The sequence below is a fragment of the Ancylobacter oerskovii genome (assembly GCF_018390555.1).
Taxonomy (GTDB): Bacteria; Pseudomonadota; Alphaproteobacteria; order Rhizobiales; family Xanthobacteraceae; genus Ancylobacter; species Ancylobacter oerskovii.
In genome coordinates this window covers 13,956-36,357 of sequence record NZ_JAHBGB010000003.1, presented here as the reverse complement: position 1 = coordinate 36,357, position 22,402 = coordinate 13,956, and the positions used below count along the sequence as shown (strand labels likewise).

Annotated in this window: 21 protein-coding genes and 1 pseudogene; 8 read left to right on the top strand and 14 right to left on the bottom strand. The window is 66.4% G+C overall.

Annotated elements, in window-relative coordinates; translation table 11 throughout:
• Positions 1 to 6: 6 nt before the first annotated feature.
• Positions 7 to 831 carry an oxidoreductase gene (locus tag KHC19_RS04935; protein ID WP_213351136.1) on the bottom strand — a complete coding sequence of 275 codons (825 nt, stop codon included), beginning with the start codon at positions 829 to 831 and terminating at the stop codon, positions 7 to 9.
• 159 nt (positions 832 to 990) lie between these two features.
• Between KHC19_RS04935 and KHC19_RS04930 the strand changes: the two genes are divergently transcribed.
• Positions 991 to 1,851: a LysR family transcriptional regulator gene (locus tag KHC19_RS04930; RefSeq protein ID WP_213351134.1), complete on the top strand. Its 861-nt coding sequence runs from the start codon at positions 991 to 993 to the stop codon at positions 1,849 to 1,851.
• Positions 1,852 to 2,026: 175 nt separating this feature from the next.
• On the opposite strand, the pseudogene KHC19_RS04925 reads toward KHC19_RS04930, so the two are convergent.
• The 6 genes and pseudogenes from KHC19_RS04925 to KHC19_RS04900 all read right to left on the bottom strand — a co-directional run bounded on the left by KHC19_RS04925 (position 2,027) and on the right by KHC19_RS04900 (position 8,201).
• Positions 2,027 to 2,607 (bottom strand): annotated as a pseudogene (locus KHC19_RS04925) (DUF308 domain-containing protein).
• A gap of 194 nt (positions 2,608 to 2,801) precedes the next feature.
• The gene (gene bdcA, locus KHC19_RS04920; protein ID WP_213351132.1) at positions 2,802 to 3,512 is read right to left on the bottom strand and encodes an SDR family oxidoreductase; all 711 of its coding nucleotides are present in this window, start codon (positions 3,510 to 3,512) and stop codon (positions 2,802 to 2,804) included.
• A gap of 83 nt (positions 3,513 to 3,595) precedes the next feature.
• Positions 3,596 to 3,895, bottom strand: a complete 300-nt coding sequence (locus tag KHC19_RS04915; protein WP_246548251.1) for an EthD domain-containing protein — start codon at positions 3,893 to 3,895, stop codon at positions 3,596 to 3,598.
• A 735-nt stretch (positions 3,896 to 4,630) separates the two neighbouring features.
• Positions 4,631 to 5,446: an alpha/beta hydrolase gene (locus tag KHC19_RS04910; protein WP_213351130.1), complete on the bottom strand. Its 816-nt coding sequence runs from the start codon at positions 5,444 to 5,446 to the stop codon at positions 4,631 to 4,633.
• A gap of 17 nt (positions 5,447 to 5,463) precedes the next feature.
• Positions 5,464 to 6,954 carry an NAD-dependent succinate-semialdehyde dehydrogenase gene (locus tag KHC19_RS04905; protein WP_213351128.1) on the bottom strand — a complete coding sequence of 497 codons (1,491 nt, stop codon included), beginning with the start codon at positions 6,952 to 6,954 and terminating at the stop codon, positions 5,464 to 5,466.
• Positions 6,951 to 8,201 (bottom strand): iron-containing alcohol dehydrogenase, encoded by a 1,251-nt coding sequence (locus KHC19_RS04900; protein WP_213351126.1) that lies wholly within the window; start codon positions 8,199 to 8,201, stop codon positions 6,951 to 6,953. Before KHC19_RS04900 ends, KHC19_RS04905 begins: the two co-directional genes overlap by 4 nt.
• Before the next feature lie 129 nt (positions 8,202 to 8,330).
• Between KHC19_RS04900 and KHC19_RS04895 the strand changes: the two genes are divergently transcribed.
• From KHC19_RS04895 to KHC19_RS04875, 5 genes are all read left to right on the top strand, one after another.
• Entirely contained in the window at positions 8,331 to 9,047 is a 717-nt protein-coding gene (locus tag KHC19_RS04895) for a GntR family transcriptional regulator (protein WP_378297270.1), read from the top strand.
• On the top strand, positions 9,044 to 10,621 hold the full coding sequence (locus KHC19_RS04890) for a sugar ABC transporter ATP-binding protein (RefSeq protein ID WP_213351122.1): 1,578 nt from the start codon (positions 9,044 to 9,046) through the stop codon (positions 10,619 to 10,621). Before KHC19_RS04895 ends, KHC19_RS04890 begins: the two co-directional genes overlap by 4 nt.
• Complete coding sequence (locus KHC19_RS04885) at positions 10,614 to 11,606, top strand: ABC transporter permease (RefSeq protein WP_213351120.1); 993 nt, start codon at positions 10,614 to 10,616, stop codon at positions 11,604 to 11,606. Before KHC19_RS04890 ends, KHC19_RS04885 begins: the two co-directional genes overlap by 8 nt.
• An 81-nt stretch (positions 11,607 to 11,687) precedes the next feature.
• Positions 11,688 to 12,638 (top strand): substrate-binding domain-containing protein, encoded by a 951-nt coding sequence (locus KHC19_RS04880; RefSeq protein WP_213351118.1) that lies wholly within the window; start codon positions 11,688 to 11,690, stop codon positions 12,636 to 12,638.
• Between the two features lie 75 nt (positions 12,639 to 12,713).
• Positions 12,714 to 13,334 carry a DJ-1/PfpI family protein gene (locus tag KHC19_RS04875; protein WP_213351116.1) on the top strand — a complete coding sequence of 207 codons (621 nt, stop codon included), beginning with the start codon at positions 12,714 to 12,716 and terminating at the stop codon, positions 13,332 to 13,334.
• Between the two features lie 140 nt (positions 13,335 to 13,474).
• On the opposite strand, the gene KHC19_RS04870 is transcribed toward KHC19_RS04875, so the two are convergent.
• From KHC19_RS04870 to KHC19_RS04850, 5 genes are all read right to left on the bottom strand, one after another.
• A complete protein-coding gene (locus KHC19_RS04870; RefSeq protein ID WP_213351114.1) occupies positions 13,475 to 13,876 on the bottom strand; it encodes an acyl-CoA thioesterase in 402 nt (133 codons plus the stop codon).
• 73 nt (positions 13,877 to 13,949) lie between these two features.
• The gene (locus tag KHC19_RS04865) at positions 13,950 to 15,452 is read right to left on the bottom strand and encodes a tripartite tricarboxylate transporter permease (protein ID WP_213351113.1); all 1,503 of its coding nucleotides are present in this window, start codon (positions 15,450 to 15,452) and stop codon (positions 13,950 to 13,952) included.
• 3 nt (positions 15,453 to 15,455) lie between these two features.
• Entirely contained in the window at positions 15,456 to 16,118 is a 663-nt protein-coding gene (locus tag KHC19_RS04860) for a tripartite tricarboxylate transporter TctB family protein (protein ID WP_213351111.1), read from the bottom strand.
• 158 nt (positions 16,119 to 16,276) lie between these two features.
• On the bottom strand, positions 16,277 to 17,281 hold the full coding sequence (locus KHC19_RS04855; protein WP_213351109.1) for a Bug family tripartite tricarboxylate transporter substrate binding protein: 1,005 nt from the start codon (positions 17,279 to 17,281) through the stop codon (positions 16,277 to 16,279).
• A gap of 74 nt (positions 17,282 to 17,355) precedes the next feature.
• Positions 17,356 to 18,498: a 4-oxalomesaconate tautomerase gene (locus tag KHC19_RS04850; protein WP_213351107.1), complete on the bottom strand. Its 1,143-nt coding sequence runs from the start codon at positions 18,496 to 18,498 to the stop codon at positions 17,356 to 17,358.
• Between the two features lie 93 nt (positions 18,499 to 18,591).
• Between KHC19_RS04850 and KHC19_RS04845 the strand changes: the two genes are divergently transcribed.
• Entirely contained in the window at positions 18,592 to 19,494 is a 903-nt protein-coding gene (locus tag KHC19_RS04845; protein ID WP_213351105.1) for a LysR family transcriptional regulator, read from the top strand.
• 22 nt (positions 19,495 to 19,516) lie between these two features.
• Here the strand turns inward: KHC19_RS04845 and KHC19_RS04840 are convergent, their stop codons facing one another.
• Together KHC19_RS04840 and KHC19_RS04835 are read right to left on the bottom strand one after the other, a co-directional pair.
• Positions 19,517 to 19,657 (bottom strand): hypothetical protein, encoded by a 141-nt coding sequence (locus KHC19_RS04840; RefSeq protein WP_213351103.1) that lies wholly within the window; start codon positions 19,655 to 19,657, stop codon positions 19,517 to 19,519.
• A 178-nt stretch (positions 19,658 to 19,835) separates the two neighbouring features.
• Complete coding sequence (locus tag KHC19_RS04835) at positions 19,836 to 20,729, bottom strand: LysR substrate-binding domain-containing protein (RefSeq protein ID WP_213351101.1); 894 nt, start codon at positions 20,727 to 20,729, stop codon at positions 19,836 to 19,838.
• A 213-nt stretch (positions 20,730 to 20,942) separates the two neighbouring features.
• Here KHC19_RS04835 and KHC19_RS04830 point away from each other — a divergent pair, with 213 nt between their 5' ends.
• A complete protein-coding gene (locus KHC19_RS04830) occupies positions 20,943 to 22,373 on the top strand; it encodes an NAD-dependent succinate-semialdehyde dehydrogenase (RefSeq protein ID WP_213351099.1) in 1,431 nt (476 codons plus the stop codon).
• The last annotated feature ends 29 nt before the right edge of the window (positions 22,374 to 22,402 follow it).

Here is a 22,402-nt window from a genome sequence, read left to right as displayed (position 1 = left end):
CGGCGCTCAGGACTGGTCGAAATCGGTGGCGATTGTGATGTCACGCCAGGCATCAATGTCGCTGCGGAAAGCCGCCAGCTTCCGCTCGGCGATCGCGTGAGCGGCCGGGCCGAGCGGCAGATGGAGTGGAGCGTCTTCGGCGTCGACTGCCTGCAGGATTACCGCGATCGCCTTGTCGGGATCGCCCGCCTGATTGCCGTTGCTGGTTTCGCGATAGTGTTTGCGTGAGCTTGCGGCATATTCGGACATCTCGTTGGCCGCCATCATGATCGATCGGCCAAGGAAATCGGTACGAAACGGCCCGGGTTCGACGATCAGCACGCGAACTCCGAACGGCTTCAGCTCACCGGCGAGCGCTTCGGAAATTCCTTCCACGGCGAATTTGGCGGCGTGGTAATAGCCTCCGCCGCCGCGGCCCTCGATACCCGCACCGGACGACATGTTGACGATCGTTCCGCCCGAACGTCGTAGGAGGGGTAGCGCGGCTCTGGTGGTTTCGATCAGACCGAAGACGTTTACATCGAACATCGGCCGATATTCTTCGGGTGTGCCTTCCTCGATCGCGCCGAACAGTGCGTAGCCGGCATTGTTCACGAGCACGTCAAACCCGCCAAAGGTCTCCACCGCCTTTACGACCACTGCCTTGGCTGCCGCCGGATCGGTCACGTCGAGCGGCATAGTGATCATGCGATCGCCGAAAGGTTCGGCCATCTTCTCGATCGCCTTGACATTGCGAGCCGTCGCTATAACCCGGTCGCCGCGCTGTGCCGCGGCGAGCGCGAGCCGCTTGCCGAAGCCGCTCGAACAGCCTGTGATAAGCCAGGTTTTCATTACTTCTTCTCCGAGTTGTTTCCCAGGCAGCCGCCCTCATGTGGTGGCGGAATCGCCAGAAGGACGCGCCCCAGACGATGGCGGGAATCTAGGTGCTTAGATTTGTTCTTTAACTGACATAAATGTACTCTCGACGTTCAGTTTTGTGTGGGTGTGGCGATGGAATGGAGTGACGTCAGAATCTTTCTTGCTATTGCGCGATCCGGCACGCTGGGCGGCGCGGCGCGTTCTCTTCACACAAGCCATCCCACCGTCGGCAGGCGCCTTCGCGCATTTGAGCAGGCGATCGGCCACACACTCTTCCAGCGCACGGCGAACGGTCTTGTCCTGACCGAAGAGGGCCACGGAATCGTCGCGCTGGCGGAGCAGATGGAAGAAGGCGCGCTGGCCATGGAACGCCGGCTTGCGGGGCAGGAGCAGAATCTCAAAGGCAGTCTGCGAATTTCATCGGCGGACTGGTTCGGAGCCTATGTCCTGCCTCCTATCTTGGCCAATTTCTCCAAGGCCTATCCCAATGTCGACGTCGAGATCCTGACCGGCACGCGCCGGGTCAGCCTTGCCCAACGGGAGGCCGACGTCGCTTTTCGTATCGTTCCGTTCGACACTGCCGATGTCGTTCAGCGGCGGCTCTTCAGGCTCGAATACGGTGTCTACATCGCCGAGGAGGCGCCTGATCCCAACTATGGCGACGGGACCGGTTTCCGGCTGATCACCCATGACACATCCACGGGCCATTTCCCTGACATCGCGTGGCTCATCGAGAGTTTCCCCAACGCGAAACCGGTCCTGCGATCGAACAACCGCAACGTCCAGGGGCGCATGTGCAGGCAAGGCGTCGGAATCGCCGTCCTGCCCCGCGTGGTCGGCAGTCAGATCCCAGGTATCCGGAGACTGGAACTGCCGACGCCGCCGCCGGCGCGAGACATCTGGATGGGATACCATCGGGACCTACGGCGTCTTCAGCGTCTTCGCGCGTTCATCTCGACGGTATCAGATCATCTCGTGAACGCTATCGCATGATGTGCGGCCCTGAAATGACTCAAGGTTCCCGGAGAAATTCCAAGATCGGTGCTGGCGCGTTCGCGCGGACGGTGGCGCCGCGAGGTCTGGAATGCATAGGCGTTCGCCACGAGCGTCTTGGTCGGCCTGCAGCCGGCGCCAGCCATTCCGGCGCCAGAGGCGTCGGAGACGCACGTCAGATCGCAACGGCCTTCGAGCGCCGACGCGCGTCGCTGATGGTCAGCGAGACCGCAGAAATGAGGAAGTAGAAGGCGCCGAAGGCGGCGTAGGCCGCGATGTCGGCGATGCTGACCGGCGCCGTGCCAACGGCCTTGCTGAGCATGTACGCTCCAGCGAGCCCCGATTGGGCGCCGCTCAAGATCATGGCCCACTGCGCGCCATAGGACTCCAGCGGCGTACCCCGGTGAGAAGCTGGAAGAGGCCGGAGAGCACCGCCCACACGCCGAAGATCTGAAGCACCGCGTGCATGCCGTGCGGCAGGGTCGCCGCGACGGCGACCGCCGTCACCACGCTGACGACAAAGTTCAGCATCTGGATCTTGTTCCTGGCCAGGCCGCCGCTCCGGTTGGCATCGATAAAGTTCGCCAGCGCGTCCCACGCGGGATAAGCGACGAGCATCACCGCGGCCAGCGGCGGCATGGCCTTCGCGACCGTGAAGGCGAGCGCGACCCAGATGACGGAGACTGCGAAGCGCAGATAGTAGTAGGTCCTGAGCCAGTCCCGATCCGGAAACTTCGCGTCGGTGATGAACTTCATGGCATGGTTCCTTTCTGTGATGGAGGCGCACGTCTCCAGTCCCGGGGTTGGGGTGGGTTGGTGGTCGGTGTTCAGGCGGTGTGCGGCTCGTGATCTGCCGCGTCGTCCCCGATAGGTGACACAGACGCTGACGCTGTCGGACTGAGCGTTCGTGTCCGCTTCGTCTGCTTGGCCACCTGGGTGAATGCCGGAATTCAGGCGGCGAAGCCGCCGTCGATCGTGTGCATGGCGCCCGTGATCCCGCGTGCCTGCGTTCCAGCGAGATAGAGCGTCAGGCTCGCGACCTCGTCGGCGGTGCCGTAGCGCTTGATAGCCATCGGCTCGAGCATGCCCGACGCGCGCGGACCATTGGCCGGGTTCATGTCGGTATCGGTAGGGCCTGGCTGGACTACGTTGATCGTGATGTCGCGCGGACCCAGATCGCATGCCAGGCCGCGCGCCATGCCCTGCATCGCCGCCTTGGTCAGCACATAGGCGGCAAGTCCGGGGAACGGCGTGCTGTCGGCGGTATCGGATCCGATGATGAGGATGCGCCCGCCTTCGGGCATCAGGCGCGACGCCTCCACGCTGCCGAAATAGGCACCCCGTACGTTGACGTCGATCATGCGGTCGACCTCGTCGGCATCCAGCGCCAGCGGATCGCCGAGCACCAGCAGACCGGCATTGTAGACGAAGATGTCGATCGGGCCGGCGTCACGGACCGCCGCGATCAGCTCATCGCGCGCGCCCGCGTCCGCCTGGAGCGCTTGCGCGCCGGTCTCCGCGGCCAGCCGGTCGGCCGCGCCGGCGGAGGCGGCATAGGTGAACACCACCGTCGCGCCAGCAGCAGCGAAACGCCGCACGATCGCGGCACCGATGCCGCGGCTGCCGCCGACGACGAAGACCTTGCGATCCGCGAATTCCATCGTGCCAGCCCTGAGATTGGAGAAAGATACTGATCGGTGAGTGGCGCGCGCTGTCGGCTTTGCCCAAGCGCCAACCGGCGCGATCAGAGCGGAGTGCCCGCGGCCCGTGACACCGTTGCATCCGTGAAGCGGGGAACGTCCGCCATCACGGCCTCCGTCTCGGTCGATGCCAGCGCGGCGCGCAGCGCGTCCTCGTCGCGGAACCGGTAGATGCCGACGGAAACATCCGCGGCGTTGGCGTCACGTGGGAAGAACGCGGAGGTGCTCTCCAGCCCGTACCGCTGCCAGCAGGAAAGCGCCAAGGGCAGGTGGACGTCGACGTAATGGTCGCGATCGAAGTAGGTGCCGCCGCTGCACGTGACGATCAGTGTTGCATGTGCCATCGGCGAGTATCTGGACCGATTAACGCTGCCCGTTAACTTACAGGATTGAATTCTCTCTGTTCAGTATTGTGGGTGGTTCGCTAGCCGCTGCTGGTTTTCATCCCCGCCATATTGATCGGCAAGCCCCCACGGCCATCGAACTGTTCAAGGGAACGCTTGTAGCGAGCAGAGCCATGTGGAGGCTTGGGGAATCGTCGACCGACAATTGCGCCACTCGATCATCCTCCCCCACATCGGCGACGGGGTAGCGGCAGCTCTGCTCCAGATTGTCTGCCTGCCAAGTTCGCGATGCCAATGTAAGCATCGTTCATCGAGCGATATCGTTATCGATCGACCTGTCGAACTCCCGGCTCCCAGGGTCCCCTGGCACCGACTCATCAACTCATTCGGAAAACGATGCTCAGGAGAGCGCCAGAGGCAGCTATTCCGCATCTAAAGGAACTACAGAGTCGGTCGGACAAAGTCCAACATTTCAGCCATGCGCGCCCGGCTCATCGGAGGTTGACTTTCAAGCCGTCGGCTTGAGACCCTGTGACCGAGATGAGGGCGCAAAGCGTACCTTGCTGCAGGGCAGTCGAGGGGGAGGTATGGGGCTGCCCGCGGACTGTCTGCTTCTGGCTGATATAGTGAGAAAGCTGACGCTCAAACGACCCCATGTTGGCCTGCTGCCCGTTTCGCGGACACTGTAATAAACTGTTCCATGGGAAAGGAGAGCTGGAATGCAGTGACAGAGGTTCAGGCGAACGAGACGAGGTCGGCTAGCGCAGTACCAACTTTGCTATCAACGTCGGCTAAGTCTGCAACGATGCGCATGTGATCCACTCCCACAATTGTTAGCATGTCTCGCTTTATGGCGGCGTGCTTTAGGTGGAAGGCAAAGTCGCTGGCTTGCTTGTGAAAGGGCAAGGTTTCACGGGCGCCAACCATGATCGAAACCGCCGGACAGGTGCCATAAGCGATACGCAGCGGGCTGAAGCGCTCCACGTCGTCCTCGGTGATATCGATGTGCTCCCTTAGAAAGGAATGTCGCAGCGGCGCGAGATCGTAGATGCCGCTCAGGAATAGCGCACCTGCAATGACGCCGACAGGCTGGCTAGCGTCAAGCAACAGAGCACCCAGATGCGCGCCAGCGGAATGGCCGCTGATTGTAAAACGTTCTGGGTCGCCGCCGTGTTCAGGGATATGGCGCAGCACCCAGTCCCGTGCGCGCCGCACCTGCGCAACCACTGTAGCCATCCCCACCGACGGCATAAGCGCGTAGTCGATTACGACCGCGATCGCTCCAGCGGCGGTGACAGTCTCTGCCACGAAGGAGAAGTCCTCCTTGGCGAACATGCGCCAATAGCCGCCATGGACGAACATGTGCACGGCGCCGGTTGCCAGATGCGGCGGCGGGAGGAAAATGTCGAGCTTCTCGGCCGGAGACGGGCCATAGGCGATGTCGGACAGCATCGGCAGGCGTGCCCGCGTCGCCGCGCTGCGCTTAGCGTAAGCGACCACGTGTTGGTCAAAATCCGGCACGTGGTCGCTGGTGCGAAATGGGTCGGTCATCATGCGGCTACTGGCGGTCAGAGCGTCGTGGCGATGTATTTTGCCTCCAGAAACTCTAGCACGCCATGGGTGCCGCCTTCGCGGCCGAGGCCGGACTGCTTGGTGCCGCCGAAGGGCGCTGCCGGATCGGAGACGAGGCCTCGGTTGAGGCCGACCATGCCGGTCTCGATCCGGCGCGACACCCTGAGCCCGCGCGCCAGATCGCGCGTGAACACATAGGCGGCGAGGCCGTATTCGGTGGCGTTGGCGAGCGCGACCGCCTCGTCTTCCGTCTCGAACCGGCTTAGCGCGGCGACGGGCCCGAAGATCTCCTCGCATCCCATCTTGGCGTCGGCAGGCACGTCGGCGAGCACCGTCGGCGGATAGAAGAAGCCCTCTCCCTCCGGCCTCACGCCGCCGCACAGGAGCTGCGCGCCGCGGGCGAGCGCGTCGCCGACCAACCGCTCGATCTTGTCGACGGCCTTCGCGGTGATCATCGGCCCACATTCGGTCCCGATGTCCTGGCCGGGTCCGACCTTGAGCGCGGCCATGCGGCGGACGAGTTCCTGCGTGAAGCGCTCATAGAGGCCGCCCTGCACATAGATGCGGTTGGCGGCGGTGCAGGCTTCGCCGGCATTGCGCATCTTCGCGAGCATGGCGCCTTCTAGCGCCACGTCGAGATCGGCATCGTCGAAGACGATGAGCGGCGCGTTGCCGCCAAGCTCCATGGAGCAGCTGATCACGCTCTTCGCCGCCTCGGCGAGCAAGGTGCGGCCCACCGGCGTCGAGCCGGTGAAGGAGAGTTTTCGCACGCGAGGGTCGGCCAGCATCGCGGCGGTCACCGGGCCCGGCGCCGTGGTGGTGATCACGTTGACCACGCCAGGCGGGACGCCGGCCTCCTCATAGAGCGTGGCAAGCGCATAGGCGGTGAGGGGAGTCTCACTCGCCGGCTTCAGCACCGCTGTGCAGCCCGCCGCGAGCGCCGGAGCGATCTTTCGCGTGGCCATCGCCGCAGGGAAGTTCCACGGCGTGATCAGCACGCAGACGCCGATCGGCTCGTAGTCGACGACGATGTGGTTGCCGCCGGCGGGCGAGAGAGTGAAGTCGCCGCCGATGCGCACGGCCTCCTCGGCGTTCCAGCGGAAGAATTCGGCGGCATAGGCGACCTCGCCCCGTGCGTCGCGCAGCGCCTTGCCGTTCTCCAGCGAGATCAGGCGGGCCAGATCGTCGGCACGTGCCGTCATCAGCTCGAAGCAGCGGCGCAGGATCTCCGAGCGGCGGCGCGGGCTTGTCGTCCGCCAACCCGGCGCGGCGGCCACAGCGGCGTCGATCGCCGCCATTGCTTCCGTTACCGTGGCGTCCGGTACCTCAGCCAGCACCTGTTCGGTCGACGGATCGACGACGGGAATGGCCGCGCATTCGGCCGGCCAGGACCATTGCCCGTCAATATAGAGGCCGCGCGCGCCGGCGGCCGGATCGATACGCGGCGAAGCGCCGGAGGTGGAAGTCGGGGGCGCGGCGATGTTCATGATTGGGCTTCCTGTTCGAGGGCGACGGCCGCCGCCGCGATGTTGCCGGTATAGGCCGCGTCGATGAGGCGACGCATATCGGCAGGAGCAACGGGACGCGGATTGTTCTTGATCAACCGCTCGATGCCGAGCGCCTGCTCGCCGGTCCAGCCGAGCTTGTCGGCCGGCAGACCGAGCGCCGCGAGCGTGGGGGTGATGCCGATGGCAGCGAGCAGCCGTGTCACCTCGGCGATGGCGGCGTCCGCGAGCCCTTCGCGCGAGTGGCCTTCGCTGGAAAGTCCGAGCGCGATAGCGATCTCCGCCATTTCGCCGAGAGCGGCATCACGGTTGAAGCGCATCACATAGGGCAGCATGGTCGCGACGCCGAGGCCGTGCGCGGTGTGGGTGAGCGCACCCACCGGATACTGGATCGCGTGCGCAGCGGCCGTTCCCGCCGTGCCGAAGGCGCAGCCGGCGGCGAGCGCGGCCAGCATGACGTCGGCCCGTGCTTCCTCATCGCCACCATCGCGGCAGGCGCGCTCCAGGCTGCGGCCGATGAGGCGGATGGCCAGCAGCGCGAAGTGATCGGTCAGAGCGCTCTTGCCGATGAAGACGTGCCGCTGCGCGAGCTCGGCCGAAGGTGGCCGCCGTCCGGCGGTGAACGCCTCGATGGCGTGGGTGAGCGCATCCGCGCCCGCGATGGCGGTGAGCGCGGCCGGGCAGGACAGCGTCAGGTCGGGATCGCAGATTGCGGTTCGCGGAATGAGGTATGGGCTGGAAATGCCAACCTTCAGCGTGCGGTCGGGATCGGAGATCACCGCCACCGGCGTCGCTTCCGATCCGGTGCCCGCCGTCGTCGGCACGGCGATGATTGGCAGCACGGGTCCGGGGACCCTGTACTCGCCGTAATAGTCGGGAAGCCGTCCGCCGTGGCTGATGAGAAGCGCCGCGCATTTGGCCATGTCGAGACAGCTGCCGCCGCCGATACCGATCACGAGGTCCGGGGCGAAGCTCCGGGCGGCCTCGGCGCAGTCCGCCGCGCTGTCGCGGGGCACATCCGGCTGCACGCGGTCGTCGACCCGGACCGCCAGCCCGGCCGCCTCCAGCCCGCCGCGCATCCGGGCGAACTCGGCAGAGCCCGACAGGCGTTCATCGGTGCAGATCAGCACACGCGAGCCGAGACGACGCGCGACGTCGGGCAGCGCATGGCGCTGGTCTTTGCCGAACAGGATTTCGGTGGGCAGCCGGATGGCGGCGAAGGGGGTCACTGACTTCATCCATTTGATATGGCTAATCAATTAGCCAGATGGCGCTTCCAACACGAAATCGTATATGATATCGTATTGAATGAAGTGGAAGATCATGCTAGCTCTCGATCGTTGTCAAGGGGCAAAACCGTGCGCAGTCCGAAAGCTCTCGCCACTCCCGCATTCACCGCCGCGCCGCGTGATGGCTCGCAGGCCATCCAGCGGGCGCCCGGCCTGTCCGAGGAGGTTTACGAGGCGATCCTGGCGCGACTCATGGCACTCAAGATCCCGCCGGGTGCGCGGATCACGGTCGACAATCTCGTGCGCGAGCTCGCGGTTTCGCAGACCCCGATCCGCGAGGCGCTCGGCCGGCTGGAAGGCGAGGGATTGGTGGTGAAAACTCACCTGGTGGGTTACAGCGCCTCACCGCAGATCACCCGCCGCCGCTTCAACGAACTCTACGAGCTGCGCCTGCTGCTGGAGCCGGATGCGGCCGGGCGGGCGGCGCTGGCGATGACCGACGACATCCTGGCCGGGCTGACGCAGGCCGCCGGCGTGATGTCGCGGGAAGGCAGTGCCGATGATCGCGCGCGCTACTCGCAGTTCGCCCGCCAGGACGCGCTGTTCCACGACCGGATCCTCGAGGTCGCGGGCAACGAGCTGATCCGCGAGACGCTCGCCCACCAGCACACCCATTTCCACATCTTCCGCCTGATGTTCCATGCGCGGGTGACCGAGGAGGCGTTGGACGAGCATGCCGCGATCCTCGCGGCGTTCGCCGCCCGCGACCCCGAAGCGGCCCGGCAGGCGATGCGCGTGCATATCGAGCGCTCGCGCGACCGGCTGCTGCCGGCGTTCGACCTATGACAGCCGCCCACGCCGCTCTCGCCCCGGCCGGCCTGCCCGGCCCCGTCCTCCGCGCCGAGCGCCTGGCGAAGGAGTTCAGCGGCGTGCGGGTGCTGTCGGACGTGTCGCTGGACCTGCGGCCGGGCGAGATTCACGCGGTCATCGGCGAGAACGGCGCCGGCAAGTCGACCCTGATGCGGCTGCTCTCGGGCTATCTGAAGCCAAGCGAGGGCACGCTGTTCATGGATGGCGCGCCGGCCGAGTTCCACGCGCAGGCGGACGCGCAGGCGGCCGGCATCGCGCTCGTCCATCAGGAGATTCTGCTCGCCGAGGCGTTGACCGTCTCCGAGAACATCTTCATCGGCCGCGAGATCGCCCGTTTCGGCCGGCTCGACGAGCGGGCGATGCGCGAGGCAGCGGCCGCCCAGCTCGCCGAGATCGGCTGCAAGGTGTCGCCGAACGACCTCGTGCGCGACATCTCTCTCGCCAACCGGCAACTGGTGCAGATCGCCAAGGCGCTGCTCGGCACGCAGCGCGTGGTGATCTTCGACGAGCCAACCGCCGTGCTGACCCATGACGAGGTCGATCCGCTGCTGGACATCATTGTCGAGCTGAAACGGCGGGGCGTCGCCATTCTCTACATCAGCCACCGGCTCGACGAAGTGGAACGGCTCGCCGACCGGGTGACGGTGCTGCGCGACGGGCGGATGGTTGGCACATACGACGCCCACGGCCTCACGCCGCGTCGCATGGCGAGCCTGATGGTCGGGCGCGAATTCGCGAGCCTCTATCCCGCCCGGCAGGATCCGGCGCGGCTCGGCCAGGACGAGTCCACGCCTGCCCTTGAGATCGAAGGCGCGCACGTTCCCGGTTTCGTCACGGACGTCTCGCTGACCCTGCGCAAAGGCGAGATCCTCGGACTCGCCGGGATGATCGGTGCCGGGCGGACCGAGTTGTTCGAAGGCCTGCTCGGTTTGCGGCCCTCAAGCTTCCGCGCGGTGCGGCTGCACGGCAAACCTGTCGGCTTCCACTCGCCGGCGCAGGCGGCAAAGCTGGGTGTCGGCTACCTGACGGAGGACCGCAAGGGCAAGGGCCTGCTGCTCGAGGAGAAGCTGGCGCCGAACCTCACCCTCGCCGCGCTCGATCGGGTGCATCCCATCGCCGGCCTCGATCTTGCCGGCGAGGCGGACCTGCTCGACCGGGCCGTTGCCAGCTACGACATCCGCCTGCGCAGCCGCGACGCGAAGGCCGGCCAGCTTTCGGGCGGCAACCAGCAGAAGCTGCTGCTGGCCAAGGTGATGCTGAACGAGCCCTCGGTCCTCATCATCGACGAGCCCACGCGGGGCATCGACATCGCAAATAAGAGCCAGATCTACGCCTTCATTCAGTCGCTGGTGCGCGAAGGGCGCTCCTGCATCGTCATTTCCTCGGAGATGCAGGAACTGATCGGCCTGTGCGATCGCATCCTCGTCATGCGGGCCGGCCGGATCAACGGCGAGCTCGCTGGCGACGCCATGACCGAAAGCAATGTCGCGCTCTGCGCCACCAGCAGCGCGACCAACGAAAAAATCCCTGGGAGGAACATAGATGGCTGATCTTGCCGCCGCGCCGCCGCGCGCCCAGCATGGCTGGTCCATTGGCTGGGGCGACGCAGGCCCCTTTCTGGCGCTCGCCGCGCTGGTGCTGATCGGCTTCCTCATCAATCCCGACTTCCTGTCGGCCAACAACATCGCCAACGTCGTCACCCGTAGCGCCTTCATCGCCATCATCGCCATCGGCGCCACCTTCGTCATCGCCTCCGGCGGGCTCGACCTGTCGGTGGGCTCAATGGCCGCGTTCATCACCGGCGTCATGATCCTGTTCATGAACTGGGCGGCACCGAGCGTGGGAACGGCTGCCATCCCGCTCGGCATGGCGGTCGCACTCGTCACCAGCATCGCCTGCGGCCTTCTGAACGGCACCATCGTCACCATCGGCCGCATCGAGCCGTTCATCGCCACGCTCGGCACCATGGGCATCTTCCGCGCGCTCATCACCTACATGACCAATGGCGGCACGATCGCCATAGACCGCAGCCTGCGCGATGCCTACCGCCCGGTCTATTTTGGCGACGTACTGGGCGTGCCGATCCCGATCCTGGTGTCGCTCGCGGTGGCGCTCGTCGCCGCCTATGTGCTCTATCGCACCCGCTACGGCCGGCGCTGCGTGGCGGTGGGCGCGAATGAGGACGTCGCGCGCTATTCCGGCATCTCGGTCGCGCGCGTGCGCACTCTGGCCTTCGTCATTCAGGGCGCCTGCGTCGCCATTGCCGCCGTTTGTTATGTGCCGCGCCTCGGTGCGGCGACGCCGACGACCGGGCTGCTGTGGGAGCTGCAGGTCATCACCGCCGTCGTCATCGGCGGCACGGCGCTGCGCGGAGGCCGCGGCCGCGTCTGGGGCACCGTGGCGGGCGCCGTGATCCTCGAGTTCATCGCCAATTTAATGGTGCTTTCCGACTTCGTCTCCGAGTACCTCGTTGCCGCGGTGCAGGGCGTGATCATCATCATCGCCATGCTCATCCAGCGCATGTCGAAAAGGTAGCCGGGACGCGAAACCGGGACGCGCGAGGCAGCCGCAACGCACCGGCCATCAATCAAGACTGCCGCACCTGTGGAGGAAACCATGCTCAGAAATGCCCTGATCGCCGCTGGCGTGACGACCGCTCTGCTGGCCGCCGGCCCCGCATCGGCCGCCGAGAAGAAGACCATCGCCGTCTCCATTCCTGCGGCCGACCATGGCTGGACCGCGGGCATCGTCTACCATGCCAACGCCACGGCCAAGGAAATCAACAAGGCTTTTCCGGGCATCGAGGTGATAGTGAAGACCTCGCCCTCGGCGAGCGCGCAGGTGAGCGCCATCGAGGACCTGTCCGCGACGCGCAAGCTCGACGCGCTGGTGATCCTGCCCCACACCTCCGAGGAACTGACCACGCCGGTCAAGGCCATCAAGGAGAAGGGAAGCTTCATCACCGTCGTCGACCGCGGCCTCAACGATCCGCATATCCAGGATCTCTACGTCGCTGGCGACAACATCGCGGTCGGTTTCAACACCGCGAAGTTCCTGGTGAACAGGATGGGCGGAAAGGGCAATCTGGTGGTGCTGCGCGGCATCCCGACGGTGATCGACGATGAGCGCATCAAGGGCTTCCGCGACGGCATCGCGGGCAGCGACCTGAAGATCCTCGACATCCAGTATGCCAATTGGAACAGCGACGAAGCCTTCAAGCTGATGCAGGACTATCTCGCCAAGTACCCGCAGATCGACGCGGTGTGGGCGAATGACGATGATATGCTTCTGGGCGTGCTGGAGGCGATCAAGCAGTCCGGCCGCAAGGACATCAAGTTCGCGCTCGGCGGCAACGGCATGAAGGAGATCATCGAGAAGGTGATGGCGGCCGATCCCGTCACTCCGGTGGAGACGCCCTATCCGCCGTCGATGATCAAGACCGCGATCTACCTGACCGCCGCGCATTTCGCCGGCCATGCCCCGGTGCGTGGCTCGCTGAAGCTCGACGCGCCGCTGATCACCAAGGAGAATGCCGAGGAATACTATTTCCCGGACTCGCCCTTTTGAGACTTGCGGCGTCGCCAGGTCCTAAAAACAAGCCCGACAGAACCGCCCAGGAACGAACAAACGGAGGAAACCACCATGCCAGGCAAGAAGATCCTGATGCTGACCGGCGAATTCACCGAGGAATACGAGATCTTCGTGTTCCAGCAGGGAATGGAAGCCGTCGGCCATACCGTGCATGTCATCTGCCCCGACAAGAAGGCCGGCGAAAAGATCCAGACCTCGCTGCACGATTTCGAGGGGCACCAGACCTATGTCGAGCGCTACGGCCATCTCGCCGACATCAACAAGACCTTCTCCGAGGTGAGGCTGGAGGAGTATGACGCGGTGTATTGCGCAGGTGGGCGCGGGCCGGAATATATCCGCACCGACAAGCGCATCCAGGCAATGGTCCGCCATTTCCACGAGGCGGGAAAGCCGATCTTCACTATCTGCCACGGCGTGCAGATCCTCATCGCGGTGGACGGCGTGGTGACGGGCAAGCGGGTCGGCGCGCTCGGCGCCTGCGAGCCCGAAGTGCGTCTCGCTGGGGGCACCTATGTCGACCTCTCGCCGACCGAGGCGCTGGTCGACGGCAACATGGTCTCGGCCAAGGGGTGGACGGCGCTCGCCGCCTTCATGCGCGAATGCCTGAAGGTGCTCGGCACCGAGATCCGTCACACGGAGGCGGGACCGGCCGCCGCCGACCGGGCGGCGTGAACGCCGGATGAAACCCGGTCTCCCCGGCCCTCCGGCGCCGGGAGGCCGCAGGGCCACGGACGCCGTCTTCGCGCCCGTGGCCATTGGGCGGCCTTTGGCCGCTGCGCCACCTTGGCCTTTGCGCCCTTTGCAGATGCGGCTCACCCGCCGACAACCGGCCGGGGCCGACGGTCGGAACCGATGGCGACGAAGGTGAAGGTCGCCTCCGTCACCTTGTTCATCGTCTCGCCCTCACGGGGGCGCCGCCAGGCTTCGATGCGGATGCGCAGCGAGGTGCGGCCGACCGACAGCACCTCGCCATAGAAGCTCACCTCGTCGCCCACCAGCACCGGGCTGAGAAAGCTCATCGCCTCCACCGCGATGGTGGCGACGCGTCCCTTGGCCCGGCGGGTCCCCACATTGCCGGCGGCGAGGTCCATATGCGCCATCAGCCACCCGCCGAAAATGTCGCCGGCGGGGTTGGTGTCGGCGGGCATGGCGATGGTGCGGATGACCGGCGAATGGGGCGGCGGCGAATGGGGTGGCGGCTCGGCGGCGGTCATGGTCGGGAGTCCATCAAGTGTGCCGGGCGGGCAACGCATCCCCCGATGCCCTGCCCGCCCCGGCGGTGAGGCGCTATTCGGCAAACACGTCCTCGCGGCCGCGGCGGAAGCTCGGCAGCAACACCACGATCAGCATGATGGCGGCGATGAGGAGCAGACCGGCTGAGATCGGGCTGTCGACGAAGGTGGCCATGTCGCCGCGCGAGACCAGCAGGGCGCGGCGGAAATTCTCCTCCATCAGCCGGCCGAGCACGAAGCCGAGCAGCATCGGTGCCGGCTCGAAGCCGAATTTGGCGAGAATGTAGCCGGCAAACCCGAACAGCCCGATCAGCAGCACCTGCACCGGCTCGGAATTGATCGAGAAGATGCCGATGGAGCAGAACATCAGGATGGCCGGGAACATAAGCTGGTAAGGCACCTTCAGGAGCTTCACCCACAGCCCGATCATCGGCAGGTTGATGACAAGCAGCATCAGGTTGCCGATCCACATGGAGGCGATCATCCCCCAGAACAGGTCGGGCGAATTGGTCATCACCAGCGGGCCGGGCACGATGCCGTGGATGGTCATGGCGCCGACCATCAGCGCCATTACCGCATTGGGCGGGATGCCGAGGGTCAGAAGGGGGATGAAGGAGGTCTGCGCGCCGGCATTGTTGGCGCTTTCCGGGCCCGCCACGCCCTCGATCGCCCCCTTGCCGAAGCGGCTCGGATCCCTGGCGATCTTCTTTTCCAGCGTGTAGGCGGCGAACGGCCCGAGCACCGCGCCATTGCCCGGCAGGATGCCGAGAATAGAGCCGATCAGCGTACCCCGCAGGATCGGCGCCGCCGACTGGCGCATCTCCTCCCGTCCCGGCAGCAGCCGGCCGATGGACTGCTTCACCACGTCCCGCGTCTCGACATTGTCGAGGTTGCGCAGGATCTCCGCCACGCCGAACACGCCCATGGCGAGGACGGCGAAGTCGATCCCGTCAGCCAGGAAGTCCATGCCGAGGGTCATGCGGGCCTCGCCGGTCTCGAGGTCGATCCCCACCGTCGAGAGCAGGATGCCGAACAGGATCATGGCGATGGCCTTGAGGATCGAGCCATGCGCCAGCACCACGGCGAAGACCAGGCCCATCACCATCAACGAGAAATACTCCGCCGGGCCGAAGACCAAAGCGAGGCTGGTCAGCGGCTTGGCGAGCGCGGCGATCAGCAGGGTGGCGAAGGTGCCGGCGATGAAGGAGCCGATGGCGGCGATGCCGAGCGCGATGCCGGCACGCCCACGCCGCGCCATCTGGTGGCCGTCCAGCGTCGTCACCACCGCCGTCGCCTCGCCGGGAATGTTGACGAGGATCGCGGTGGTCGAGCCGCCATACTGCGCGCCGTAATAGATGCCGGCCAGCATGATGAGCGCCCCGACCGGGTCGAGCCCGAAGGTGATCGGGAGCAGCATCGAGATCGTGGCGATCGGCCCGACGCCGGGCAGGATGCCGACCAGCGTCCCCACCAGGCAGCCGGTGAGGCACAGGACGAGGTTCTTGAGCGAGAAGGCGACGGCGAGGCCGAGGCCGAGATTGCCGATGAGGTCGAACATGGCTCAGCCTCCTTTCGTCGCTGTCGGGACTTTGGCGGATACGCGCCGCCCGACGAGCAGCACCAGCACCCCGGCGCCGGCCATCAGGGCGGCGGCGAGCCGCAGCGCGCCGCGATAGCTCCAGCCCGCCAGCAGCACCTCCTGCACATAGCGGGGCATGATCGGGATCGGCAGGTTCAAAAGGTCGCCGAACAGCACCAGGCTGAAGGGAGTGAGGAAGAGCGCCAGCGTCACCAGCGGTCGCAGCCGGGCCTCCGGCGAGGCGTAGCCGCCGATCACGATCGCCAGCGGGCCGGCCACGACGAGGCCAAGCTCGGGCGTGCTCCAGCCCTCGAAATGCGAGCTCTTGATCGTCAGGGCGAACAGGGCGGTGGCCGAGAGCACCAGGGCCGGCCCGCGTAGCGAGAAGGTCAGTTCCCCCGGCTCGCCCGCCCCGCGCAAGGCGCCGAGGAGAATGGGGATGGCGCAAAGTCCGAGCAGGACGGACAGCGCCTGCGGCAGCATTCCAGCGCCGACCGAGCGCAGCGTGCCCCGCGGCAGCTCGGAGGAGAGCGCGAAGCCCAGCACGGCGAGCGCGATCAGGATCGCCGCCGCGCCCAGTTCCTTGCGGGAGACGGCCCCCGCCTGCTTGCGCGAGCCCAAGGCCCCGCGCGCCACATCCGTCATGATGCCCTCCCTGAGCGTTCGCCGGGCTCCGGCCCTTGGCGCGTGGTGGCGTTACGGCGTCCCGGTCTTTCCGCGCTCCGGGCCGGGCTCGTCCTTCGCGGCGACACCGTCCCCGCGCGGCATGGTCGCGCCCCGGTCGAAGCCGGGACGCGGAAGGCTCAGTCGATGGAGATGCCGGCCTGTCCGAGGAAGGTCGCCCAGCGGGCGCTTTCCGACTTCATCATCGCGGCAAATTCCTGCGGCGTGTCGCCGACGATGGTGGTGCCCTCGGCACCCAGACGCTCCTTGATCACCGGGGCGGCGAGCGCTTCGAGCGTCGCGCTGCGCAGCTTGTCGATCACCGGCTGCGGCGTGCCCTTGGGCACGGCGAAGCCGTACCAGGCGGCAGACTCGTAGTTCGGATAGCCGCGCTCGGCAACGGCGGGCACGTTGGGCAGCTTGGCGACCCGCTCCTTGGTGGTGACGGCGAGCGGCACCATCTCGCCGCTGTCGACCAGTCCCAGCACCGAGGGGAGCGTCGTCACCATGAAGTCGCCGCGTCCGCCCAGCATGTCGTTGAGCGCCGGGCCGGCGCCCTTATAGGGGACATGCACCGCGTCGATCCCGGCCTGCGCGAGCAGCAGCGCCGTCGCCAGATGGCTCGCCGAGCCATTGCCGGCCGAACCATAGGTCAGGGCGCCGGGGTTCGCCTTGCCGAAGGCGATGATCTCCTCGAAGCTCTTGAACTTGGAGTTCTTGGAGACCACCACCACCAGCGGCGTGCGGGCGATCAGCGTCACCGGATCGAAGGCGGTCAGCGGGTCGAGCTTCAGGCTCTTGAACAGATGCGGGTTGACCACCATGGGCCCCTGGTTGGCCATCAGCACCGTGTAGCCGTCCGGGTCGGCGCTCGCCACGCGCTGGGAGGCGACATTGCCGCCGGAGGTGCCGTTGTTCTCCACCACCATGGGCTGGCCGAGCTTCTCCCCGACGCCGCTGGCGACGAGGCGGGCGATCGCATCGGTGCCGCCGCCGGCGGCGTAGGGCACGACCAGCTTCACCGGACGCATCGGATAGGCGTCCTGCGCATGGGCGGCAGGAAAGACGCCGACAGAGGCGCCGGGAAGGGCGGCGGCCAGGCAGCCGGCCACGAGGAGCAGGGTGAGATGGCGACGGTTCAACATGGTTTCCTCCGAGTTCTTATGTCTTTGGCATCCGCGCCGTCGCGTCGCGAGACACGGGCGATCAGGTTGGGCGATCAGGCTGGGCAATCAGTTTGGACGACGAGGTTAGCCGGACCTTGGGTGCCGCCGGTTTCCCGCTGTTCCGGCAGCGGCACGATGACCGTCCCCTCGAAGATGCGGCGGGCGGTGCGGATCAGGCTGGCGCGGCCCACCTCGCCCGCCGCGTCCAGTACGAGATCGACATCGATCTTGCCGCTGGGATGCTCGATGACGAGCGGCTTCCCGGCAGCCGGCAGGCGCGCCACGGCATGGGCAACGGTGCCGGGCGTGGCGGCGGCCACGGCAACGCAGAGCGCGCCCGTGACCGCGTGGGCACGGTGGGTACGGTGAGGCACGAGGTAGCGCGAGGTGATAGTGCCCTCGGGTCGGACCGGCGGAGCCATCAGCCCGATCTTGGGCACGACCGCATTGGAGACGTCCCCCAACCCCATACGCCGCCCGGCCTCCCGCCGCAGCCGCTCCAGACGCCGGAACAGCGGGCGGTCGGCGTCGAGTTCCTCGGGCATCTCGGTGCCGGCGAGGCCGAGGGCCGCTGCCTGGATGATCATCATCGGCATGGCATAGTCGATCAGCGTCACCGGCACATCCTCGATCGTCTCGGCGAACTGGCCGGTCGGGAACAGGCTGCCGGTCTTCGAGCCGTTGGCATCGAGAAAGGTGAGCTTGATCGGGGCCGCGCGTCCCGGCACGCCGTCGATCTCGGTGTCGCCGCCATAGGTCACGCTGCCGTCCGGCGTCTGCACGATCGCTTCGATCGTCTTGCTGGTGTTGCGGTTGAATATCCGCACCGTGGTCTGGTCGGGGCCGGCGGGCAGTAGCCCACTCTCGATGGCGAAGGGGCCGACGGCGGAGAGCATGTTGCCGCAGTTGGGCGTCATGTCGACGACGGGCTGGTCCACCGCGACCTGCGCGAAGAGATACTCCACATCCACCCCGGGGCGCTGCGAGGGCGCGACGATGGCCACCTTGCTGGTCAGCGGGTTGCCGCCGCCGATGCCGTTCACCTGCAGCGCATCGGGCGATCCCATCATGGCGAGCAGCACCTGGTCCCGAAGCGCGGGGTCGCCGGGCAGATCGCTTTCGAGGATGAAGGGACCGCGGGAGGTCCCGCCTCGCATCATCACCGCGGGGATGCGCATGTCCGTGCTCTTGTGCATCTGATACGATCCTCGCATGAATGGGTCTCATTCATGCTTGTATCGGCGGATGTTCTGCACATTAAATGCAAAGATCGTAAGGATTGATGCGTCTTGAATATCAATTGCGACATTCTCGACCTGCGCGCCTTCCTTGCGGTCGTCGAGTTGGAAGGCTTCCACAAGGCGGCGGAAGTGTTGAACCTCTCTCAGCCGGCGCTCACCCGGCGCATCCAGAAGCTGGAGCAGGCGGTCGGCGCGGCGCTGCTGGAGCGCACGACGCGCCGCGTCGCGCCCACCGCTCTGGGCCGCGAGATGGTTCCGCTGGTGAAGCGGATGTTGGAGGAGTTCGAGAGCTCGCTGTTCTCGGTGCGCGAGCTCGGCCAGCGGCAGAATGCGGTCGTCACCATGGCCTGCCTGCCGACGGCGGCGTTCTACTTCCTGCCCGGCGTCATCAAGCGCTTCAACGAGATCTACCCGCAGATCCGCTTCCGCATCCTCGACCTCAGCGCCAATGACGGTTTGCAGAGCGTGGCGCGCGGCGAGGTCGAATTCGGCATCAGCCTCATGGCCTCCTCCGATCCGCAGCTCCAGTTCACGCCGCTGATGGACGACCCCTTCGTGCTCGCCTGCCGCCGCGATCATCCGCTGGCGGTGGAGGGACCGCTGCGCTGGTCGGAGTTGGAGCCGCACCGGCTCATCACCGTGGGGCGCACCAGCGGCAACCGAACCCTGCTCGACGCCGCGCTGGCCCGTTCAAATCTCAGGCTGCAGTGGTTCTACGAGGTCACCCATCTGTCGACATCGCTCGGCCTCGTGGAGGAAGGTCTCGGCGTTTCCGTGCTGCCGCGTCTCGCCACGCCACGATCCGACCACCCCTTCATCATGACCCGCCCGCTGATCGAGCCCGAGGTGTCCCGTCCGATCGGCGTCGTCCAGCGCCGCAGCGGTCGCCTCTCGCCAGCCGCCCAGCGATTCCTCGACATGCTGCTGCGGGAATGGCGGGAACAGGACTAGGCCGGGACGCCGCCCGGCGTCCTCAGCGATAGGCGGAACCGTCTTCCGGGCGAGCGGGCCGGTCGAGATAGGCTCCCTGAGAGGGCTTGGCGATCGTTTCGCACTCGTCGCCGAGCCGCCGCAGCGCGCGGCGCGGACGACGATGGGCGATGTCGGGCGCCACCTCCCGCGTGCCGTCACCGCGCCGTCGGTCGACAGCAGCGCTTGAGATGGGATGCGGGTGCGGTCCCGTTCGCCGGCGCGGGGCGCAGGCTTCGCTGCGATCCGCCGCCCGCGCCTTCCCGCCAAGCGCGCGAGGCGCGGCATGGTTGCCGGCGAACCCGCGCAAGAAGCGGCCGCGCTCAGCCGCGATCCCGTGACGTGACCAGGCTGTCGATGTTCTCCAGGAAGTATTTGAGCACGGGCGAGGGATTGTCCGCCCGATAACCCGCCGCGATGTCGATCACCGGGGGGTTGCCTACCAGGGGGCGGCTGACAACCGGCCGGGGCAGGAGCGGCTCGACATAGGCTGGCAGGAGGGTCACCCCGCCCGTCGAGGCCACCAGCGAAATCCCGGTCGCGATGCCATCGAGGAAGCTCGTCGGGGCCATCGCTACGCCGCGATCGGCCAGATAGCGGTCGACGATGCTCCGCAGCACATGCGGCGAGTCGGTGTACCCGATGAAGGAATCGGGCCTGATGTCCCGCACGTCGATCGCCGAGCAGGCCGTCAGCGGATGGTCGCGGGGGAGCACGACCCGTATCGGTTCGGAGGCGATGACCCGGTAGGTCACGTCCGGTTGAGGCTCGATCCGGCAGAAGCCGAGGTCGACGTCGCCGCGCTGCAGCGCCGCGCCGATCTCGACGGAAAAGTCGCTCGAGACCCGAAAATCGATGTCTTTCAGCTGGTCGCGCAGCACATAGCTGACATGGCGCAGCCATTCCACTTCCTGCCCTGTGAGGAAGCCGACCGAGAAGCTCGGCTTCGGCGGCCGCGCAGCCCGACGAGCCGCGCCTACAGCCTCAGCCGCTGATTTGAGCGCCAGACGGGCGTGCTCCAGGAAAGCCCGGCCCGCCGGGGTCAATCTGACGCCCCGTGCACCGCGCTCCAGCAGTTGCGCCCCGACCTCGTGCTCCAGATCGCGCAGTTGGCGGCTGAGCGAAGGTTGCGCCGTGTGCAGGCGCTTCTCCGCCGCGACGGTCATGCTGCCTTCCTCGGCTATCGCGACGAAGTAGCGGAGATGCCTCAGCTCCATCAGCCATGCCTTTCAGCTATGGGTGAGAGATAAACGAAGTCGTTCTCACGCGCAACCGCTCGGCCTATTCAATGAGGGTCAGCCCAGCGGAACCAAGCCTTCCGGCGGTTTCCGCAGGCCACAGTCTCCCACGGACCGTTAGTCCGGCAACCGACCATCCCCTCCGGCGAAACCCGCCGAGTATGACGCGCCCGTGGTGCGAGGAGCCGACCCATGTCTCATGAGTTCCGTCTTCTGATCGACGGCATCGAGCGCGCTGGCTCGGCGGCGCAGTCTTCCGACGTCGTCGACCCTGCCACCGGCGAGGCGATCGGCTCGGTCGCCCATGCGACCGCCGATGACCTGACCGAGGCCGTACGCGTCTCCGTCCTGGGCTTGCGCAGTTGGTCGACCACCTCGCCGTGGGAACGCGGCCGCATCCTCAAGCGCGCGGCGGACTTTTTGCGCGCAGACATGGAGGTCGCGGCCCGGACGATCACGCGGGAGCAGGGCAAGCCTCTGGTTCAGGCGCGCCTTGAAGTCGAGCGTTCCGCGGACTTTCTGGAATGGGGTGGCGAAGAAGCCCGGCGGATTGCTGATTACTCCGTCGCGGGGCGCAGCCCCGGCAGCCGCACCGAGGTGCAGGTGCATCCGGTCGGCGTCGTGGCCACCTTCACACCCTGGAATTTTCCCATGGCCCTGGCCGCGAAGAAGTTCGCCGGTGCCCTCGGAGCCGGCTGCTCGGTGATCTGCAAGCCGTCTCAGGAAACGCCGGGATCCGTGCTGACCTTGGCTCGCGCCTTGCTCGAAGCGGGAGTGCCGCCCGCGGCGATTTCGGTCATCTTCGGCGAACCCGGCATGATCTCCGACCATCTGGTCGCCGCGCCGGAAGTGGCCAAGCTGTCCTTCACCGGCTCGATCCCGATCGGCAAGCGCCTCGCCGCCGCGGCCGGCGCGCGCATCAAAACCGTCAGCATGGAACTTGGTGGCCACGCGCCCGTGATTGTCTGCGGCGACGTCGACCCGATCTGGGCCGCCGACATGCTGGCGACCGCCAAGTTCCACAATGCCGGCCAGTTCTGTCTCAGCCCGTCGCGCTTTTTCGTTGAGAACTCGATCCGCGACCGGTTTGTCGCCCGCTTCGTCGAGCGTGCCGAGGCCCTGCGGGTTGGTCCCGGTCAGGATCCGGGCATCGATATGGGGCCGGTCGCCAATGCCCGCCGCCTCAGTGCGGTGGAAGCCATGGTCGAGGACGCGCGGATGCGTGGCGCGACCGTCCTGACCGGTGGTCGCAGGCTTCGCAACGAAGGCTATTTCTACGCGCCGACCGTGCTGGACGACGTGCCTGAAGACGCTTCGGTCCTGAACGAGGAGCCTTTCGGTCCGATTGCGCCGATGCTCGGCTTCACGGACGAGGCCGAGATGCTGCGTCGCGCCAATCGGCTGGACTTTGGACTGGCATCCTACGTCGTCACCCATGATCCGGTGCGCCAGCGCCGCCTGATCGACGCGCTCGAATACGGCGTCGTCGGCGTCAACGGTCCCATCACCCACAACCCCGAAGCCGCGCTTGGCGGCTGGAAGGAAAGCGGCATGGAGACCGAGGGCGGCCCCGAGATCCTCAAGCCTTACCAGCGCACCAAGCATCTGAGCCTCGCGGCCTGATCCGGCGCGCTCCCCGATCCTGGAGGTCA

Coding starts and splice junctions, on each gene's coding strand:
- KHC19_RS04930 (WP_213351134.1), top strand. CDS start 991: ATGGAATGGAGTGACGTCAGAATCTTTCTTGCTATTGCGCGATCCGGC.
- KHC19_RS04875 (WP_213351116.1), top strand. CDS start 12,714: ATGCCAGGCAAGAAGATCCTGATGCTGACCGGCGAATTCACCGAGGAA.
- KHC19_RS04850 (WP_213351107.1), bottom strand. CDS start 18,498: ATGCACAAGAGCACGGACATGCGCATCCCCGCGGTGATGATGCGAGGC.
- KHC19_RS04835 (WP_213351101.1), bottom strand. CDS start 20,729: ATGGAGCTGAGGCATCTCCGCTACTTCGTCGCGATAGCCGAGGAAGGC.
- KHC19_RS04830 (WP_213351099.1), top strand. CDS start 20,943: ATGTCTCATGAGTTCCGTCTTCTGATCGACGGCATCGAGCGCGCTGGC.
- bdcA (WP_213351132.1), bottom strand. CDS start 3,512: ATGGAATTCGCGGATCGCAAGGTCTTCGTCGTCGGCGGCAGCCGCGGC.
- KHC19_RS04880 (WP_213351118.1), top strand. CDS start 11,688: ATGCTCAGAAATGCCCTGATCGCCGCTGGCGTGACGACCGCTCTGCTG.
- KHC19_RS04870 (WP_213351114.1), bottom strand. CDS start 13,876: ATGACCGCCGCCGAGCCGCCACCCCATTCGCCGCCGCCCCATTCGCCG.
- KHC19_RS04860 (WP_213351111.1), bottom strand. CDS start 16,118: ATGACGGATGTGGCGCGCGGGGCCTTGGGCTCGCGCAAGCAGGCGGGG.
- KHC19_RS04855 (WP_213351109.1), bottom strand. CDS start 17,281: ATGTTGAACCGTCGCCATCTCACCCTGCTCCTCGTGGCCGGCTGCCTG.
- KHC19_RS04865 (WP_213351113.1), bottom strand. CDS start 15,452: ATGTTCGACCTCATCGGCAATCTCGGCCTCGGCCTCGCCGTCGCCTTC.
- KHC19_RS04890 (WP_213351122.1), top strand. CDS start 9,044: ATGACAGCCGCCCACGCCGCTCTCGCCCCGGCCGGCCTGCCCGGCCCC.
- KHC19_RS04915 (WP_246548251.1), bottom strand. CDS start 3,895: ATGGCACATGCAACACTGATCGTCACGTGCAGCGGCGGCACCTACTTC.
- KHC19_RS04885 (WP_213351120.1), top strand. CDS start 10,614: ATGGCTGATCTTGCCGCCGCGCCGCCGCGCGCCCAGCATGGCTGGTCC.
- KHC19_RS04935 (WP_213351136.1), bottom strand. CDS start 831: ATGAAAACCTGGCTTATCACAGGCTGTTCGAGCGGCTTCGGCAAGCGG.
- KHC19_RS04905 (WP_213351128.1), bottom strand. CDS start 6,954: ATGAACATCGCCGCGCCCCCGACTTCCACCTCCGGCGCTTCGCCGCGT.
- KHC19_RS04910 (WP_213351130.1), bottom strand. CDS start 5,446: ATGACCGACCCATTTCGCACCAGCGACCACGTGCCGGATTTTGACCAA.